At 43.1% G+C, this 19580-nt stretch carries 18 protein-coding genes; 17 read left to right on the forward strand and 1 reads right to left on the reverse strand.

Annotated elements, in window-relative coordinates:
- Window positions 1-9 precede the first annotated feature (9 nt).
- The 16 genes from wcaM (at window position 10) to ugd (ending at window position 17312) form a co-directional block, all read left to right on the forward strand.
- A complete protein-coding gene (gene wcaM / locus DVA44_RS07915; protein WP_114386150.1) occupies window positions 10-1395 on the forward strand; it encodes a colanic acid biosynthesis protein WcaM in 1386 nt (461 codons plus the stop codon).
- 178 nt (window positions 1396-1573) lie between these two features.
- Window positions 1574-2470: a GalU regulator GalF gene (gene galF / locus DVA44_RS07920; protein ID WP_103826470.1), complete on the forward strand. Its 897-nt coding sequence runs from the start codon at window positions 1574-1576 to the stop codon at window positions 2468-2470.
- 366 nt (window positions 2471-2836) lie between these two features.
- A complete protein-coding gene (gene rfbB / locus DVA44_RS07925; protein WP_114388384.1) occupies window positions 2837-3910 on the forward strand; it encodes a dTDP-glucose 4,6-dehydratase in 1074 nt (357 codons plus the stop codon).
- Between the two features lies 1 nt (window position 3911).
- A complete protein-coding gene (gene rfbA, locus DVA44_RS07930) occupies window positions 3912-4787 on the forward strand; it encodes a glucose-1-phosphate thymidylyltransferase RfbA (protein WP_114314516.1) in 876 nt (291 codons plus the stop codon).
- Entirely contained in the window at window positions 4777-5184 is a 408-nt protein-coding gene (locus DVA44_RS07935; RefSeq protein ID WP_114314517.1) for an FdtA/QdtA family cupin domain-containing protein, read from the forward strand. The genes rfbA and DVA44_RS07935 overlap by 11 nt, the downstream gene beginning before the upstream one ends.
- A complete protein-coding gene (locus tag DVA44_RS07940; protein WP_114386152.1) occupies window positions 5171-5626 on the forward strand; it encodes an acyltransferase in 456 nt (151 codons plus the stop codon). The genes DVA44_RS07935 and DVA44_RS07940 overlap by 14 nt, the downstream gene beginning before the upstream one ends.
- A gap of 2 nt (window positions 5627-5628) precedes the next feature.
- Window positions 5629-6738: a DegT/DnrJ/EryC1/StrS aminotransferase family protein gene (locus DVA44_RS07945; RefSeq protein WP_114386154.1), complete on the forward strand. Its 1110-nt coding sequence runs from the start codon at window positions 5629-5631 to the stop codon at window positions 6736-6738.
- Entirely contained in the window at window positions 6726-8009 is a 1284-nt protein-coding gene (locus tag DVA44_RS07950) for an O-antigen translocase (RefSeq protein WP_114386156.1), read from the forward strand. Before DVA44_RS07945 ends, DVA44_RS07950 begins: the two co-directional genes overlap by 13 nt.
- Window positions 7996-8982: a glycosyltransferase family 2 protein gene (locus DVA44_RS07955; RefSeq protein WP_114386158.1), complete on the forward strand. Its 987-nt coding sequence runs from the start codon at window positions 7996-7998 to the stop codon at window positions 8980-8982. The genes DVA44_RS07950 and DVA44_RS07955 overlap by 14 nt, the downstream gene beginning before the upstream one ends.
- A gap of 1 nt (window position 8983) precedes the next feature.
- Window positions 8984-9871 (forward strand): glycosyltransferase, encoded by an 888-nt coding sequence (locus DVA44_RS07960; protein WP_114386160.1) that lies wholly within the window; start codon window positions 8984-8986, stop codon window positions 9869-9871.
- Complete coding sequence (locus tag DVA44_RS07965) at window positions 9871-11028, forward strand: EpsG family protein (RefSeq protein ID WP_114314523.1); 1158 nt, start codon at window positions 9871-9873, stop codon at window positions 11026-11028. The genes DVA44_RS07960 and DVA44_RS07965 overlap by 1 nt, the downstream gene beginning before the upstream one ends.
- Window positions 11018-12124, forward strand: a complete 1107-nt coding sequence (locus DVA44_RS07970; RefSeq protein ID WP_114386162.1) for a glycosyltransferase — start codon at window positions 11018-11020, stop codon at window positions 12122-12124. The genes DVA44_RS07965 and DVA44_RS07970 overlap by 11 nt, the downstream gene beginning before the upstream one ends.
- Window positions 12121-13248 (forward strand): glycosyltransferase family 4 protein, encoded by a 1128-nt coding sequence (locus DVA44_RS07975; RefSeq protein ID WP_114386164.1) that lies wholly within the window; start codon window positions 12121-12123, stop codon window positions 13246-13248. Before DVA44_RS07970 ends, DVA44_RS07975 begins: the two co-directional genes overlap by 4 nt.
- Window positions 13249-13345: 97 nt before the next feature.
- Window positions 13346-14365, forward strand: a complete 1020-nt coding sequence (gene galE, locus DVA44_RS07980; protein WP_114386166.1) for a UDP-glucose 4-epimerase GalE — start codon at window positions 13346-13348, stop codon at window positions 14363-14365.
- A gap of 121 nt (window positions 14366-14486) precedes the next feature.
- Window positions 14487-15893: an NADP-dependent phosphogluconate dehydrogenase gene (gndA, locus tag DVA44_RS07985; protein WP_114386168.1), complete on the forward strand. Its 1407-nt coding sequence runs from the start codon at window positions 14487-14489 to the stop codon at window positions 15891-15893.
- Window positions 15894-16145: 252 nt separating this feature from the next.
- Complete coding sequence (ugd, locus tag DVA44_RS07990; RefSeq protein ID WP_103822486.1) at window positions 16146-17312, forward strand: UDP-glucose 6-dehydrogenase; 1167 nt, start codon at window positions 16146-16148, stop codon at window positions 17310-17312.
- 45 nt (window positions 17313-17357) lie between these two features.
- Here ugd and DVA44_RS07995 read toward each other — a convergent pair whose 3' ends face one another.
- Entirely contained in the window at window positions 17358-18362 is a 1005-nt protein-coding gene (locus DVA44_RS07995; protein WP_114386170.1) for an NAD-dependent epimerase, read from the reverse strand.
- A gap of 194 nt (window positions 18363-18556) precedes the next feature.
- Between DVA44_RS07995 and wzzB the strand changes: the two genes are divergently transcribed.
- On the forward strand, window positions 18557-19537 hold the full coding sequence (wzzB, locus tag DVA44_RS08000) for an LPS O-antigen chain length determinant protein WzzB (RefSeq protein ID WP_114386172.1): 981 nt from the start codon (window positions 18557-18559) through the stop codon (window positions 19535-19537).
- Window positions 19538-19580: the final 43 nt, after the last annotated feature.

Here is a 19580-nt window from a genome sequence, read left to right on the forward strand (position 1 = left end):
GGAGGCGATATGCCGAAAGAGATAACGCGACGCGCGTTTGTCACCGCCTGTTCCGTGCTGGCGGCCGCGCCGCTGGTCGGCGTTCGGGCCGCCAAAAACGCTGTCACGGTAGAGATCAGCCAGTATGACCTTCGTGACGGCATTGCCGCATTTAAGAAGGCCTTTACCGAGGGTGATACCGTCGTGGTGCCTGCGGACGTCACCTGCGAGAACATCAACGCCGCCATTTTTATTCCCGAGGGCAAAACCCTGCGCATTCTCGGTTCGATGACCGGCAATGGCCGCGGGCGGCTGGTATTGCAGGATGGCAGCAAGGTAATCGGGGAAGGGAAGGGGCGTAGCGAAAACATCACCCTCGACGTGCGCGGTTCTGACTGCGTGATCCAGGGCCTGACGATGAGCGGCTATGGCCCGGTGACCCAGATTTACATTGGCGGTAAACAAAAGCGGGTGATGCGTAATCTGCTGATCGACAACCTGCGGGTCACTAAAGCCAACTATGCGATCCTGCGCCAGGGGTTTCATAACCAGATGGATGGCGTAAAGATTACCAACTGTCATTTCAGCTACCTGCAGGGTGACGCCATCGAGTGGAACGTGGCGATTAATGACAAAAACATCCTCATCTCAGACCACGTGATCGACCATATCGACTGCACCAACGGGAAAATTAACTGGGGTATCGGCATCGGTCTGGCGGGTAGTACCTACGACAACAACTACCCTGAAGACCAGACGGTAAAGAACTTCGTGGTGGCCAATATTACCGGGAGCAATTGTCGCCAGCTGGTGCACGTTGAAAACGGCAAACACTTTATCATTCGTAATGTTAAGACCCGCAATATCACCCCGGACTTCAGTAAGAAAGCGGGTATTGATAACGCAACGGTTGCGATATATGGCTGCGATAATTTTGTCATCGATAATGTTGAGATGACCGATAGCGCCGGGATGTTAATTGGCTACGGCGTGATTAAAGGCGACTATTTATCGATACCGCAGAATTTTCGCCTCAACAATATTCATCTGGATAACCAGAAACTTGCACGAAAGTTGCGCGGAATACAGATCTCCTCCGGCAATAAAACCTCGTTCGTGGCCCTCACCAACCTTGAAATGAAGCGCGCCTCTCTGGAGTTCCATAATAAACCTCAGCATCTTTTTATGCGCAATATCAACGTGATGCAGGATGCAGACAGGGGCCCAGCCCTGAAGCTGAATTTCGATCTGCGTAAAGATGTGCGCGGGAAGTTTATGGCGCGAGACGAGACGCTGCTTTCGCTGGCGAACATTAACGCGGTTAATGAAAAAGGACAAAGTTCGGTCGATATCGACCGAATTGACCATCATACGATCAATACGGAACGGCTGAATTTTAACCTGCCGAAGCGCTAAATATTAACCAGACGGCATTTTGCGAGGATTCCTGGAATTAAAGGGCGAGTATTCGGATTGCATCTGCTGGAATTTACGCTGTAATTGCGTAACATCATCTCCAGATTTGTAGCAATTCGTGCTGGCGAAACCAAGCTAAAGGGCTATAATTCGGCAACCATTTTAAGGTGGAAGAAATATGATTAATTTGAAAGCAGTCATTCCGGTAGCCGGTCTGGGCATGCATATGCTCCCGGCCACAAAAGCCATTCCTAAAGAGATGCTGCCGATCGTTGACAAGCCGATGATTCAGTATATCGTCGACGAGATTGTTGCTGCAGGGATCAAAGAAATCGTTCTGGTTACGCACTCCTCCAAGAATGCGGTAGAAAACCACTTCGACACCTCCTACGAACTTGAAGCCCTTCTGGAGCAGCGCGTTAAGCGTCAGCTGCTGGCGGAAGTGCAGTCCATCTGCCCACCGGGCGTGACCATTATGAACGTTCGCCAGGCGCAGCCGCTGGGGCTGGGCCACTCTATTCTGTGCGCGCGTCCTGTAGTGGGAGATAACCCGTTCGTGGTCGTACTGCCAGACATCATTCTGGACAACGCCTCTGCCGATCCGCTGCGCTACAACCTGGCGGCAATGGTGGCGCGTTTCAACGAGACGGGCCGTAGCCAGGTGCTGGCGAAGCGCATGAAAGGCGACCTGTCTGAATACTCGGTTATTCAGACCAAAGAGCCATTGGATACTGAGGGTAAAGTCAGCCGTATCGTTGAATTTATCGAGAAGCCGGATCAACCGCAGACGCTTGATTCCGATCTGATGGCCGTGGGTCGCTATGTGCTCAACGCAGAAATCTGGGCTGAACTGGAGCGTACCGAGCCAGGCGCTTGGGATCGTATTCAGCTGACGGATGCTATCGCTGAGCTGGCGAAAAAGCAGTCTGTGGACGCTATGCTGATGACCGGCGACAGCTACGACTGCGGTAAGAAACTGGGATACATGCAAGCCTTTGTTCAGTATGGCCTGCGCAACCTGAAAGAAGGACAAAAGTTCCGCGAAAGCATGACGAAGCTCTTAAATAACAATTAACCGTTGTTTGTCGTTGTCTGAACGGCAGTGGATCATTCCGGGCTTTCATAGGCCATGTGAATGACACTGCCGTTTCTTTTTTTAAATAAACTCCTAATTTTCAGTGAGTTAACTGCTGGATTTTTGTTTCATTAGCCCTATTTTTCCCTTGTTTCTGCCTGCATTTAAGACGACAATTATTAATTGATTTGTGCGCTACCCTGTTGCCATTATGCTGGGGTCTGGCGGCAAAATACCTCTTAATGACCACGTTCAGTGCACTGGTAGCTGTTAAGCCAGGGGCGGTAGCGTGTCTGATTTCTATTCAGGCTGTAATAGCAGCTACAGAATGTGACCATCCTGATATCAATTAACGGAAAAGAACGCGTGAAAATTCTTGTTACTGGCGGTGCGGGTTTTATCGGCTCTGCGGTTGTACGACATATTATTCAAAATACCCAGGATTCAGTGGTTAATGTCGATAAATTGACCTACGCCGGTAACCTGGAATCTCTTGCTGACGTGAGCAACAACCCACGTTACGCTTTTGAGCATGCGGACATTTGCGATAAAACGGCGATGGATCGTATTTTTGCCGAGCATAAGCCTGATGCGGTGATGCATCTGGCGGCAGAAAGCCACGTTGATCGCTCCATTACCGGACCGGCTGCGTTTATCGAGACCAATATTGTCGGTACCTACGTGCTGCTGGAGGCGGGCCGTGCATACTGGTCTACGCTTGGCGAAGAGGCGAAAAAAGCCTTCCGCTTCCATCACATCTCCACAGATGAAGTTTACGGCGATCTGCCGCACCCGGACGAGCATCCAGCCTCGACAGCACTGCCGCTATTCACTGAAACGACGGCATACGCACCGAGCAGCCCTTATTCGGCTTCTAAGGCATCCAGCGATCACCTCGTTCGCGCATGGTTACGTACCTACGGTTTCCCGACTATTGTGACCAACTGCTCCAATAATTACGGTCCTTATCACTTCCCGGAAAAACTGATCCCGCTAGTGATCCTCAACGCGCTGGAGGGGAAAGCGCTGCCGATATATGGCAAGGGCGATCAGATCCGCGACTGGCTCTATGTTGAAGATCACGCTCGCGCGCTTTACACCGTGGTGACCCAGGGTAAACCGGGCGAAACGTACAATATCGGCGGTCACAACGAGAAGCAGAACCTGGATGTGGTGCATACCATCTGCGATCTGCTGGACGAGATTGTGCCGAAAGAGGGCTCGTATCGTCACCAGATTACATATGTCGCTGACCGTCCGGGTCATGACCGTCGTTATGCCATCGATGCCGATAAGATTAGCCAGACGTTGGGCTGGAAGCCGCAAGAGACCTTTGAGAGCGGGATCCGTAAAACGGTAGAGTGGTATTTAAATAATACTGAATGGTGTCGTCGTGTGCAGGACGGTAGCTATCAACGTGAACGTTTAGGACTGGAATAAGATGAAAGGTATCATTCTTGCAGGTGGGTCAGGTACAAGACTTTATCCTATCACGATGGGAATATCTAAACAGTTACTACCTGTTTATGACAAACCGATGATTTACTACCCGTTATCAGTTCTGATGCTTGCGGGCATAAGAGATATTTTAATTATTACCACCCCCGAAGATCAGCAAGGATTTGTCAGACTACTAGGAGATGGCAGCCAGTTCGGCATTAACTTATCTTTTGCCGTTCAACCATCTCCTGATGGGCTGGCACAAGCTTTTATTATTGGGGAGAAATTCATTGGCAATGATTCAGTCTGCCTGGTGTTAGGAGATAACATCTTCTTTGGTCAAGGTTTTACACCGAAATTACGAAGTGCTGCTGAGCGGACCTCGGGGGCAACCGTTTTTGGGTACCAGGTCATGGATCCTGAACGCTTTGGTGTGGTTGAGTTTGACTGTAACTTTAAAGCGTTAAGTATTGAAGAAAAACCAGTTCACCCTAAATCCAACTGGGCTGTGACAGGTTTATATTTCTATGATAATAGCGTTGTAGATATTGCGAAAACGATAAAACCTTCCGCCCGGGGGGAAATTGAAATTACGTCGGTCAATGAAGTCTACCTCAGAAGCAACTTGTTAACCGTTGAATTATTAGGTCGAGGATTTGCATGGCTTGATACGGGCACGCACGACAGTTTAATTGAAGCTGGCAGCTTTGTAGAAACAGTGCAAAAGCGACAGGGAATGATGGTTGCTTGCCCTGAAGAAATTGCCTGGAGGAATGGTTGGTTAACAAATAATGATGTGTTTTCTCTCGGAAAAAAAATAGAAAAAAACAGTTACGGGCAATACCTTATTAATTTAGTGAAAAAATATGAAAATTGAAATTTTACCGTTCCAGAAGCATGGTGATGAGCGTGGTATGCTTGTTGCCCTTGAACAGATCAAAAACGTACCGTTTGAAATTAAACGGGTCTATTACATGTTTGGAACTAAAGAAAATGTGCGAAGAGGTTTTCATGCACATAAAGAACTAAGACAGCTTGCGATAGTGGTCAGAGGCTCTTGCTATTTTCATTTAGATGATGGTGTTGAGAAAGTTGATGTTCTTTTAAATGATCCTGCGCAAGGATTACTTATTGAGCCCGCAATTTGGCACGAAATGTACAACTACTCTGACGACTGCATCCTTCTGGTTCTCGCCAGCGATGTATATGATGAAAGCGACTATATCAGAAACTATGACGCATTTCTGGAGTCATTAAAGCATGAATCTGCATAAACTGAGTGATGTACAATCTAGCAACATTGGCGAAAATACTAATGTCTGGCAATTTTCGGTAATACTGCCAGGCGCTGTTATTGGCGATGATTGTAATATTTGTGCACATACTTTTATTGAGAATGATGTGCTAATAGGAAATCGCGTAACAGTAAAATCTGGTGTATATATCTGGGATGGAGTTACGCTTGAAGATGATGTGTTTATCGGTCCATGTGTTGCGTTTACAAATGATAAAAAACCAAGGTCGAAAGTTTATCCAGAGCAATTTTCGCGAATCGTTGTGAAAAAAGGTGCTTCAATTGGCGCAAATGCAACAATTCTTCCTGGTGTAGTTATTGGGGAAGGGGCAATGGTAGGTGCAGGCGCTGTAGTAACTAAGGATGTGCCAGCAAATACAACAGTCGTAGGCAATCCAGCAAGAATTTTAGGGGAGAAGTAATAATGGTTGACTTTCTGAATTTAAAAAAAATTAATAATTGTTATGAAAGAGAGCTAAAAGAAGCATGTGCGCGAGTTATCGACTCCGGTTGGTACATCATGGGTTCTGAACTTCAAAATTTTGAAAAAGAATATGCAAAATGGTGTGGAGTAAAACATGCGATTGGCGTAGCAAATGGCTTGGATGCGCTGATATTAGTGCTTCGCGCCTGGAAAGAGATGGGTAAACTAAAGGCTGGTGATGAGGTTATCGTTCCTGCGAATACTTATATTGCATCAATTTTAGCAATCACCCAGAATGATTTAACCCCTGTACTAGTTGAGCCTGATCCTGCGACATTCAATTTGAGTGTTGAGGGAATTAAAAAAGCGATCACCTCTAAAACCAAAGCTATTTTACCTGTACATTTGTATGGGCGAATCACACCAATGAAAGAGGTTATGAAGATTGCCTCAGCAAATGATTTGTTGGTGCTTGAAGATTGCGCTCAGTCTCATGGCGCGGAAATTGATAGTAAAAAATGTGGCTCATGGGGGGATGCTGCTGGTTTTAGTTTCTATCCCGGCAAGAATCTGGGTGCTCTTGGCGATGCGGGTGCGATAACAACAAATGACGACGAGTTAGCTCAGGTGCTGTTAGCGCTCAGAAATTATGGTTCACACGTTAAATATCAGAATAAATATAAAGGGATTAATAGCCGTCTTGACGAAATTCAGGCTGCTATGCTCTCTGTGAAGTTAAAGTACTTGGATAAAGAAACATCACGGCGCCGTGAAATTGCACGTAAGTACCTGACAACTATCAATAATTCGCTTATAACTCTTCCAGAAATTAGTGAAGAACAGAATCTAGAACATGTGTGGCACCTTTTTGTTATCAAAACGAGCCAGAGACAAGCTTTGAAAGACTATCTAGATAAAAATCAGGTTCAAACCCTTATTCATTATCCTATTCCACCACATCTGCAAATGGCATATGAAGAAATGAAGCATTTAACTTTGCCAATTTCTGAAACACTGCATAGCAGTGTACTATCCATCCCTATGGATCCAACCATGACCGATTCCGATGTTGATCATGTTATTAGTATAATTAATGGATGGGTACTTTGAGTTTTGCAAAAGTAACAATACTGAGTGGGATTATTACCTGTTTTAGACTAGCATGTGGGCTTCTTATTTCTAAAGTTGTTGCAATTTATACGGGCCCTGCGGGAATATCTAACTTGGGGCAATTACAGAATTTTGTAACCTTTATTAATGGTTTTATCTCATCACAAGTTTCACAGGGAGTTAACCGCTACTCAGCTGAGCACAAAGATAATTATGAGAAGGCTCAGCCATACTGGCGAGCCGCTATAAAGCTATCAACAGTTGCTTGCTGTTTCATTATGTGCCTGGGGATCCTCTCTTCAGGCTTTTTGGCTGAATACCTTTTTCATAATAGAGAATTCTACTGGCTGATAATATTGGCGTTAATGGTTTTGCCACTAAATATTATTAATAGTATATTCTTAGGAGTATTGAACGGGTTAAGTGATTATAATCGTTTTTTTCTGGCGAATATTTTGGCAATTGCCTCATCTGTGATCTCTATGACAGGTCTGGTATATTTTTTAGGACTAAAAGGTGCTTTGATTGCTGCTGCTTTAAATAATGCCATTGCCGGGTTTTGGCTTATCATAATTATACTAAAAAAACCGTGGTTTCAGTTTAAATACTGGTATGGCACAGCGCCAAAACAGCAAGTCAGTGAAATGAGTAAATATTTCGCTATGGGAATTATCGGCGCTTTAACAGGGCCTATTTCTCTAATTATTGTGCGAACTATATTAACAAATGATTTCTCTCTGGAATACTCAGGGTACTGGCAGGCAGTTAGTAAAATATCGGAAGCCTACCTTGCAGTGTTAACTACTGCGATGACGGTTTACTATTTTCCCAAAACAGCAGCAGCTAAAACAGTTTCTGAGCATTTAAGTATTTTAAAAACGGGTGCTCGATTAGTCGTGCCTTTATCGCTTATAATGGCATTGACAATTTTTTATTTAAAAGATTTTATTATCAGTTTCCTATTTACAAAGGATTTCCAGCGTGCGAGTGGGCTTTTTTTCTATCAAAACATAGGGGACTTTTTCAGAATCTGTAGTTGGTTATTTGCAACAATTTTACTAGCGAAAGGTTACTTTGCAATCAACGCAACTTTAGAAATATCTTTCTCAATTCTCTATCCTCTCTTGACCAAGCTATTTATTATAAATAATGGTTTTGAAGGAGTAAGTATGGCTTATTGTTCAACATATTTAATTTATCTTGTTGCAACTGCTGCCATCTATTTTTGGCATGTGAAATATAAAGTGGATTTCAATAATGAGGATAGATAGTGAAGATTTGAGCGTCATTATACCGGCGTATAATGAAGAAAAAAATATCCTTACCATTTTAAATAAGCTCGATGAACAGTCGCTTAACGGTTTTCGTGTAATAGTAGTAGATGATGGTTCAGTCGATAATACAGCAGCGCTAGTTGCCTCATACAAGCCAAAGCAATTCATATTACATTTGCTTAGGCAAGAGAACAAAGGGGCGGCTCGGGCTCGTGAAAATGCTATCCGTGTTAGTCGATCGAAATTTATTGCCGTAATCGATAGCGATGACAGATTGGCCAATGATTCCCTGGAAAATGCCTTTACTCCAATCATTAATGACCCTACTATTGATATTTCCTTATTTCATTTGAACTATGTCAATCCGGATGATAATGAAATTACTGGGAGTTTTGTCTGTTATACAGCGAACAAAAAGTTAAAGGGAAAAGATGTTTTTGCAAATTGCATTAGAGCATGGGGAGTACATGCTTTTGGTATTTATAACAGAGAAATGTTTTTACGGGCTTACGAAACTTACAACGATATCAATAAAGATGGCATGAATTATCTTAACAATGATGAGGTTATTTCACGTATCTCCTTTGATTTAGCTGATAAAATATATCTTTCTGATGGGAACTATTACTTCGTAAATAACGTAAATTCTACAACACGAAGAATAAATCACAATTATTATAAAGTTTTGCATAATGCCTTCTATATATTGGACTATATTGAGAAGAATAAGGATGCCCCTAATTATAATTTATTAATAAATGATGCGTATGCTTTGATTATCAGTACCATGTGGGGCGTCTCAGTTCGCTATTTTAAATGGCGTAAGTTGTTATCTGATAGAGACCGTGGGCAATGGCATTCCTTGCTTCATAAGTCGATAAGTCGCTTGTCTAAAGATAAAAAAAGCAGAACTGTCCTGCTCTCAAAGAAAAGCAAATTACAATTAACTTTATTGAGTATTATGTTCTAATATGGATAATATTTTAGTTACTATTATCGTTGCGAGTTACAACGCAGAAAAATATATTGAAGAAACTTTAGAGTCGTGTATTAATCAAAGTTATAAATTTATCCAAATAATAATTGCTGATGATTGTTCAAAAGATAATAGCGTTGAAATAATCGAAAGCTGGCTTAATGATAAAAAAGAAACTCACCCAGATATTGAGTGTGTTTTCGTGAGGAGCCAAGAGAATAGAGGAATACCTGCTAATTTTAATAATGGACTTAAGCATGCTAAAGGCAAATGGATTAAATGTATTGGTTCTGACGATATATTATTAAATGATGCTGTGGAAAAATTCATTCAAGAATTAAATGGCATTCCGTCGGGTCAGAATTATGGTGCGTTCTTTACCTATTTTGAAACTTTTGGAAACGATATCGTATTATCCAGTAAATACCCATTGTCGTGGACTAGAGATATTAGCAAAATGCGCCCATCTAAATTCAAACAGGGTTTAGCGAATATCCATTTCAATAATATGGCCCCCGGAGCTTTTATTAATCGTAAATATTTTACTGAATTTGATGAGCGTTATCGTTTGCTTGAAGATCTTCCACATTGGTTAAAACTTATTGATAATAATATCAAAACTGATTTTTTAGATTTTACAAGTGTTCTTTATCGAGTACACAATGCGCAAGCTACCTCACGAAATTCCAACATAAACGTGTATTTGTATAAGGATTTAGTTTTCCTGAATGAAATGAGGCTAAGCGATAAACACTATGTTGCATATTTACATAATAAATTGAATTTATATTTATCATTTAATAATATTCGTTATTTTAAATATCTAAAAGTATTAAATCCGATGAATGTCATCATTGCTCTCTATGAGAGGGTTCGTAGATAATGTTTATACTTATTAACGTTATCCCATTATTATTGTTTTCATTGATCTGGGGACGATTTAACACAGGATCAAAACAAGTCATCAGGTCAACCATTTGGGGCGTGCTGATAATTTCTTTTACAGCTTTTTACATCAATGGAGTGGACTGGAGTATTTATTACAGCAGGTTTTTGAATGATGATGATTTATATTTAGCCTTTGAACCTGGGTTTGTGATCTTCTTTAAATTATTGTTGTTTCTTTCAGGGAATAACTTTGGTATTGCGATATTGTTATTTTATATGTTCGTATTTACCATGTTGGGTTATAACCTGACGAAGGTTAAAATTAACGAACCACTTTTTATTTCTGCCTTATTAATGGTATTCGGTTACACATTAATATTAGAGCAACTGCGTCAATTTATTGCCTGCGTAATAATATTCGCAATAATAATAAACTATTGCAAGTCACATTCCTTGCCACGGCTTATTATTGGTACAATAATCGCGGCCTCAATGCACGTATCAGCGCTCATAATTATACCTGCCATATTATTATGTAAAATCAAGAATAGGAAAATATTTATCGCTGTTACTGTTTCATCAATATCATTGTTCGCTTTCTTATTGATTTTTGGAGCCGGTTTAGTTGCTTTTCTTGCTCAGTTCAATTTTGCCTTTAAAAAAATTCTCTTCTATATCGAGCAAAACCCTATTTCCATCCAATTTGGTTGGCTAAATATTTTGACTTTTTTATATGTTGTTTTTTATATTTACTATTCTTACCAGATTGAAAAAAAGCAAGAGCTACTATTGCTCAACCGCATTATTTTTGTTGGAGCCGTGATTTATTTGTATAGCGGAGCTATAACTTTCCTGGCAAGGGTAACATTTTACTTCATCTTTATCGCTATTTTTGTTTTTACTCTTTATGCCAAAGAATCCTACAGGCGTATATTTGAAGTCAAAAGTTACAACACTTTATTTCTTAATTTATATTTCTTTACCTTTTTAGTGTTCTGTTTCTTCTCCTATTTCCGCAATACCTCAGCTCCGGTTTCATTTATTAATCTAAATTATTATACTGCGGCAGTTTTTGATGAGCGAGAAATAGGGAGAATAGCGAATGTGGTACTGGATAAGGCGCTAGGCGGAGAATCAAACAATGTTCAATAAAAGGTTGCTCTTTGTAATCACTGGATTGGGGCTCGGTGGTGCTGAAAGACAATTATGCATTCTTGCTGATAAATTTTATCAACGCGGCTACGAAGTTATGATCTTAACTCTTAGCGGGGAAATCGTAGTACGGCCCGAAGAGAAAAATATCAAAGTTATTAATCTGAACTTGAATAAAACGCCTCTTTCTTTTTTTAAAACACTTTTTAAATGCCGTAATATAATCAAGGATTATCAGCCATCAATAGTGCATAGCCATATGTTTCATGCAAATATTTTAATGAGAATGGTTGGGTTACTGTTCAAAAAAAATTATAAACTCATTTGCACTGCGCACAGTAAAAATGAAGGCGGAGCATTACGCATGCTAATATACCGCCTTACTGATAAATTATCCGATATTAGTACGAATGTTAGCAAAGAAGCACTTGAAGCTTTCATTCAAAAAAAAGCCTTTTCAAAACTTAATTCAGATGTAGTCTATAACGGTATTGATATTGACAAATTTAATTTTAACAGCGAGAATAGAGTTACTTTCAGACATCAGCTTAATATTAAAGAAAATGAAAAAGTAATTCTTGCAGTTGGCCGATTAACCGAAGCTAAAGATTACCCCAATCTCATTACTGCATTTCATCAATTGCCTGATTATTTCAAAATGGTTATTATCGGTGAAGGTGATCAGCGTAATAATATTGAAAAACTTATAACTAGTCTAAATTTAAGTTCGCGCGTAACGCTCTTGGGAAGTATTAATTCTGTCAGTGATTATTATTCAGCGTGCGACCTGTTTGTATTATCTTCACGGTGGGAAGGTTTTGGATTAGTTGTTGCAGAAGCTATGGCCTGTAAATCTATTGCTGTATGTACAGATGCCGGTGGAGTTAAAGAAGTTGTTGGCGACGCTAAGTATGTTGTACCGATTTCTGATTCTCAAGCTTTAGCAACTAAAATACTTGAAATGAGCGCGTTAAGCGAAGCGCAAAAGAATATTATCGGAAATCAAAACCGCGACCATATCATCAAAAATTTCTCTATCACTTCGGTAGTGGATCGCTGGTTGAGCATTTACAAATCAATACAGGTAGTTAAATGAAAATATTGCTCATTGGCAACCAAGCTAGCACCATTATTCTTTTCCGAAAAAAATTGATAGAACAACTAGTATCAAAGGATATCAGTGTTCATATTCTTACCATGGATAATGACAGAGAAAAGTTCTTACAAATTTCCCAGCTCGGCGCTACACCAGAGCAATATATTTTTTCACGTTCAGGCATGAATCCCCTGTCTGATATGGTTAATACCGTCTCACTATCCAAAAAAATAAAGGAAATCAATCCTGACGTTGTTTTTTGTTTTTTCCCAAAGCCAGTGATTTTTGGTACGCTTGCAGCCAAATTGGCTGGTGTTAAGTATGTTTATAATTTGCTAGAAGGCCTAGGTTTTTGTTATACTGCTCATAAGAAAAAAGATTCTTTTAAAAAGCGAATCTTAAAACATATCCAGACGTTTCTCTATAAATTGACTTTACCTCGATCCAAAAAGGTACTTTTTCTTAATCCTGACGATTATCGTGACTTAATCATACATAATAAGATTGCAATATCGGATTTCGAAATTATTGGTGGTATTGGTGTCAATCTCAACGAGTACTCTTACAGCTTGCCTGATAAAACTTCCCTTCATTTTGGAATGGTATCACGTCTTTTAGTTGAAAAGGGCGTGCGAGAGTTTGTTGAGGCAGCAAAAATCGTTAAAGAAAAATATCCAGAAGTTAAATTCAGCATCGCTGGTGCAATCGATGATAACCCGGGAGGCATTACCCGGGAACAACTTAACATCTGGAAAAAAGAAGGTCATGTTGATTTTTTAGGACAAATATCTGATGTGAAAGGGTATTTGAATGAATTAAGTGTTTTTGTTCTGCCTTCTTATCGTGAAGGTATTCCTCGTAGTACGCAGGAAGCAATGTCTATTGGTCGGCCTATTATTACTACTGATGTCCCGGGCTGCCGGGAAACTATAAATCATGGCTTAAATGGTTTTATGATTCCACCCTGGAACGTTGAATTGCTGGCAGAAGCAATGATAAATTTCATCGTGAATCCGCAACAGGTCATATCGATGGGTAAAGAAAGCCGACGTATGGCTGAAGAAAAATTTGATGAAAACGTAGCAACCGATAAGTTGATAAGTATTTTATTGAGTAATAATTGATGTTGCTTCACTAGATTACTACTGTATATGAAATATCGCGCATATGAAATTATTTCAACTGATAATTATACCATCATGAGATAAGGTTAAGAATTATATGGCTATTCTTGTTACAGGTGGACTGGGTTACATAGGGTCGCACACAGTTGTTGCTCTCCTTGAAAAAGGAGAAGAGGTTATCATTATTGATGATTTATCAAACTCTTCTCCTGAATCATTAAAAAGAATAAAATTAATCACTGGTATTGAACCTTTATTTTATCAAGGTGATATATTAGATAGAGCATTGCTGCAAAAGATATTTTCCGAGAATGACATCACTGACGTGATCCATTTTGCTGGTTTAAAATCAGTTGGTGAATCTGTCTCAAAACCACTTAAATATTATCAGGTCAATATTGCAGGCAGCTTATGCTTATTTGATGAAATGATAAATGCTGGCGTTAACCATTTAATTTTCAGTTCATCCGCAACGGTTTACGGAGAGCCAGAGACTATCCCTTTAACCGAATCTTGCCGAACCGGAGGAACAACAAATCCTTACGGTACGTCCAAATTAATGGTCGAAAAAATACTTTCTGATTTATCTTTTGCATGTGCGGGTTTAAATATTACCGTGCTGCGCTATTTCAATCCTGTTGGTGCACATCCTTCAGGGGAAATGGGTGAAGATCCTAATGGCATTCCCAATAACCTGATGCCTTATATTTGCCAGGTCGCGATAGGTAAACGTGATCATCTTTCTGTTTACGGAAGTGATTATCCGACAAAAGACGGTACCGGTGTACGTGACTTTATCCATGTTATGGATCTTGCTGAAGGACATGTTGCTGCATTAAAACGCCGTCCCGGAGCGCCTAATTTCAATGTTTATAATCTTGGAACAGGAAAAGGATATTCTGTACTCGAACTCCTGGAAGCCTTCAGGCATGCCACCTCCGTATCAGTACCCTATGTGTTGAGTGACAGGCGTCCGGGTGACATTGCTGAATGTTGGTCAGATCCCTCAAAAGCGCGAGTGGAGCTTGGCTGGGAAGCGAAGCGGGATCTGCCTGAAATGATGAGAGACGCGTGGAACTGGCAGAAGAAGAATCCGAACGGTTTCAAAAGCAACTGATAATAAAAGAGCATCTTACGACACCAGTAAATATTATTGGATTTCTGCATCCTGAGTTAACATAAGTCCAACATTGAACTGCGTTATGATTCGCAGATACCACACCTGACAGGAGTATGTAATGTCCAAACAACAGATCGGCGTCGTCGGTATGGCAGTGATGGGGCGCAACCTGGCGCTGAACATCGAAAGCCGTGGTTATACCGTCTCCGTTTTCAACCGCTCCCGTGATAAAACTGAAGAAGTGATTGCCGAGAACCCAGGCAAAAAACTCGTTCCGTTCTATACGGTTCAGGAGTTTGTTGAATCCCTGGAAACGCCTCGTCGTATCCTGTTAATGGTGAAAGCTGGCGCTGGCACTGATGCTGCCATCGACTCCCTGAAACCGTATCTGGAAAAAGGCGACATCATCATTGATGGCGGCAACACCTTCTTCCACGACACTATTCGTCGTAACCGTGAGCTCTCTGCTGAAGGCTTCAACTTCATCGGTACCGGTGTATCCGGCGGTGAAGAGGGCGCGTTGAAGGGCCCATCTATCATGCCTGGCGGTCAGAAAGATGCTTACGAGCTGGTTGCACCAATCCTGACTAAGATTGCTGCCGTTGCCGAAGATGGTGAGCCGTGTGTGACATACATCGGTCCGGATGGCGCGGGTCATTACGTAAAAATGGTTCACAATGGTATCGAATACGGCGATATGCAGCTGATTGCTGAAGCCTATTCTCTGCTGAAAGGCGGTCTGAATCTCACTAACGACGAGCTGGCGCAAACCTTCACCGACTGGAACAACGGTGAACTGAGCAGCTACCTGATCGACATCACCAAAGACATTTTCACCAAGAAAGATGAAGACGGTAAATACCTCGTCGATGTGATCCTTGATGAAGCGGCAAACAAAGGTACCGGTAAATGGACCAGCCAGAGCTCCCTGGATCTGGGCGAGCCGCTGTCCCTGATCACTGAATCGGTCTTCGCACGTTATATCTCTTCTCTGAAAGAGCAGCGTGTAGCGGCATCTAAAGTGCTGACCGGTCCGCAGCCGAAACTTGCTGGTGATAAAGCGGAATTTATTGAGAAAGTCCGCCGTGCGCTGTACCTGGGTAAAATTGTCTCTTACGCTCAGGGCTTCTCTCAGCTGCGCGCTGCGTCTGACGAGAACAACTGGGATCTGAACTACGGCGAAATCGCGAAGATCTTCCGTGCCGGTTGCATCATCCGTGCTCAGTTCCTGCAGAAAATTACCGATGCTTACGCTGAAAACGCGAACATCGCTAACCTGCTGTTGGCACCATATTTCAAGCAGATCGCCGATGATTACCAGCAGGCGCTGCGTGATGTCGTCGCTTATGCGGTACAGAACGGTATTCCGGTTCCAACTTTCTCTGCAGCCGTTGCTTATTACGATAGCTATCGTGCCGCCGTGCTGCCTGCCAACCTGATTCAGGCGCAACGTGACTACTTCGGTGCACACACCTATAAACGCACTGATAAAGAAGGTGTATTCCACACCGAGTGGCTGGATTAATCTGATTTAACTCAATCATGTAGCGAAGCCCGGTGAACATTACCGGGCTTTTTTTATGCGTAATACCCTGCATTGCCTCGTCTGATTCAACCGACATGCCAGACTGCAGCATAAACCACTGTATTTATGCCTTTCTGTAGCCAGCCATTCGCCTTGACATCAACTCGACATACGCGGTAAAAACCCCAAAAGTTGCTTATTGCGGTGGGGCGGTAGTCGCTCCCGGACACTTAATCTAAAGAAGTTAACTCGATGAAAATAACAATCTCCGGAACAGGTTATGTGGGTCTCTCAAACGGGATCCTGATCGCGCAACACCATGAAGTGGTCGCACTGGATATCGTGCAGGCCAAAGTTGATATGCTGAACCAGAAGATCTCCCCAATCGTAGATAAAGAGATCCAGGAGTACCTGACCAACAAGCCGTTAAACTTCCGGGCCACTACGGACAAAGTTGATGCCTACAGCGGGGCCGATTTTGTCATCATTGCCACGCCAACCGACTACGATCCGAAGACGAACTACTTTAATACTTCAAGTGTTGAGGCGGTGATCAAGGATGTGACGGCAATCAATCCGAATGCCGTGATGATCATCAAATCGACTATTCCTGTTGGTTTCACTCAGTCGATCAAAGAAGAGCTGGGTATCGATAATGTCATTTTCTCACCAGAGTTTCTGCGTGAGGGCAGGGCATTGTACGATAACCTGCACCCGTCCCGTATCGTCATTGGTGAGCGCTCAGAGCGTGCGGAACGTTTTGCTGCGCTGCTGCAGGAAGGCGCAATTAAAAAGAACATTGACGTTCTGTTCACGGACGCGACAGAAGCGGAAGCCATTAAACTCTTTGCTAATACCTATCTGGCAATGCGTGTTGCCTATTTTAACGAGCTGGACAGCTACGCAGAGAGCCTCGGGCTGAACACCCGTCAGATCATCGAAGGTGTGTGCCTCGACCCGCGTATCGGCAACCATTATAACAACCCGTCCTTTGGTTATGGCGGCTATTGCCTGCCGAAAGATACCAAGCAGCTGCTGGCTAACTATCAATCCGTGCCGAACAATCTAATCTCTGCCATTGTGGATGCCAACCGGACGCGTAAAGACTTTATCGCCGACTCCATTCTGGCGCGTCACCCGAAAGTGGTGGGCGTGTACCGTCTGATCATGAAAAGCGGCTCGGATAACTTCCGTGCCTCCTCCATCCAGGGGATCATGAAGCGTATTAAGGCTAAGGGCGTACAGGTTATTATTTATGAACCAGTGATGAAAGAGGATGAATTCTTCCATTCACGTGTGGTTCGTGACCTGGATGCTTTCAAGAAAGAAGCGGATGTGATCATCTCTAACCGGATGGCTGAAGAGCTCTCTGACGTGGCGGATAAGGTCTATACCCGCGATCTGTTTGGTAGCGACTGATACTGCGGTTAAAGAAAAAGCCCGGCATTATCGCCGGGCTTTTTATTACACCTTGTAAAACTCGCGGTACCAATCAACGAAGTTTTTCACGCCATCTTTCACCGACGTTTGCGGTTTGAAGCCGATCACCTCGTACAGGGCGGTGGTATCCGCACTGGTTTCCAGCACGTCGCCCGGCTGTATCGGCATCATGTTTTTGTCAGCTTCAATGCCTAAGGCCTCTTCCAGCGCTGTAATGTAATCCATCAGCTCAACGGGCGAGCTGTTACCGATGTTATAAACGCGATACGGCGCCGAACTGGTTGCCGGAGAACCAGACTCAACCGTCCATTCACTGTCTGCCTGAGGGATCACATCCTGCAGGCGAACAATCGCCTCGGCGATATCGTCAATGTAGGTAAAGTCACGCTTCATCTTACCGAAGTTGTACACGTCGATACTCTTGCCTTCCACCATGGCTTTGGTGAACTTAAACAGCGCCATGTCCGGACGACCCCATGGCCCATAAACGGTGAAGAAGCGCAGACCGGTAGTCGGCAACCCGTAAAGATGGGAGTAGGTGTGCGACATCAATTCGTTGGCTTTTTTGGTCGCGGCATACAGCGAAACCGGGTGATCTACGGAGTCGTCGGTAGAGAACGGCATCTTACGATTCAGTCCGTAAACGGAGCTGGAAGATGCGTAAAGTAAGTGCTGTACTTTATTGTGACGGCAGCCTTCAAGCACGTTGAGGTGGCCTACCAGATTGGCTTCGGCATAAGCATGGGGGTTCTCCAGGGAGTAACGAACACCCGCCTGGGCGGCCAGATGGATCACTCGATCAAATTTTTCATCGGCGAACAGGGTAGCCATACCTTCGCGGTCAGCCAAATCGAGCTTATGGAAGGTGAAGTTCGCGGACGTGAGAAGATCAAGACGCGCCTGCTTCAGGTTCACATCGTAATAGTCATTGAGGTTGTCGATACCTACAACCTGATGCCCGGCATCCAGAAGCCGCTTGCTGACATGTGCGCCGATAAAGCCTGCTGCGCCAGTGACCAGAAATTTCATAACTGTCCTCATCTGTTACTTATCGTGCCCGGTGCGTTAAGTACCGGATTTGAGGTATGATAACGCGATGCGCAGGGTTACCAAACATCATATTTTCGATATGCCTCATCGGATTCCTATAGATAATCCGAAAACAATCGATAAACTATATCCCAGACTTTATACTTTGCGCTTATTTGCATTCTAAGGACTATATGACTAACAACAACAATAACGTGGTCACACGAAGCAGTGACTCAGAGCAGATTGATTTGATTGATCTGTTCGTTCAGTTATGGCGGGGAAAATGGATCATTGCTGTTTTTATCGCCATCGCAATTGTTATTGCTGGTATCTATCTGGTTTTTGCTAAAGAGAAGTGGACCTCTACTGCGATTATTACCCAGCCGGATGCGGCTCAAATTGGCAGCTACAGCAATGCATTGAATATCCTGTATGGTGTAAATGCCCCTAAATTAACCGATATCCAGGAAAGCGTTATCAGCCGCTATAACGCCTCGTTTTCAGCATTGTCTCAGACCTTGAAAAACAAGCTCGTTCCTGAAAAATTGACAATTGAACAGACAGTAAAAGGGCAGCCTCTGCCCTTAAGCATCAGCTACGTAAATGGTTCAGCAGAAACTGCGCAAAAGCAGGTGGCACAGTATATCCAACAGATTGATGAGCAGATTCAAAAAGAGATCGAAGTTGACCTAAACGACAACATCAAACAGCAGATTGTCACCCTTAAGGATGTGCTGAGTAACCAAGAGACGATTGCTCAGGAGCAAAAAGACCTGCGAATCCGACAGATTAATGAAGCGCTGAAATACGCCGAGGCTGCGAACATTACCACCCCAAAAATTCAGCAGACTCAGGATGTCACGCAGGAAACCATGTTCTTGCTAGGTACCGAAGCGCTACAATCCATGATTGCGCATGAATCTTCGCGTCCACTTACGCTATCCGACAGCTACTACCAGAACAAGCAAAAATTGCTGGATATTCAGAAGCTGAAAATCGATCCGACGTCTATCCATGCTTATCGCTACGTGATGAAGCCAGACTTGCCTGTTTATCGCGATAGCCCGAAACGTTCAATCGTACTGGTTCTTGCGGTGCTGCTGGGCGGGATTATTGGCTCCGGCGTTGTCTTAGGCCGCAACGCGCTGCGTAACTATAACGCCAGAGCCTGATACAGATTCAACAGCTAAAAAAACCGGGTTTCCCCGGTTTTTT

This window comes from Leclercia sp. W17 (assembly GCF_003336325.1).
Lineage (GTDB): Bacteria > Pseudomonadota > Gammaproteobacteria > Enterobacterales > Enterobacteriaceae > Enterobacter.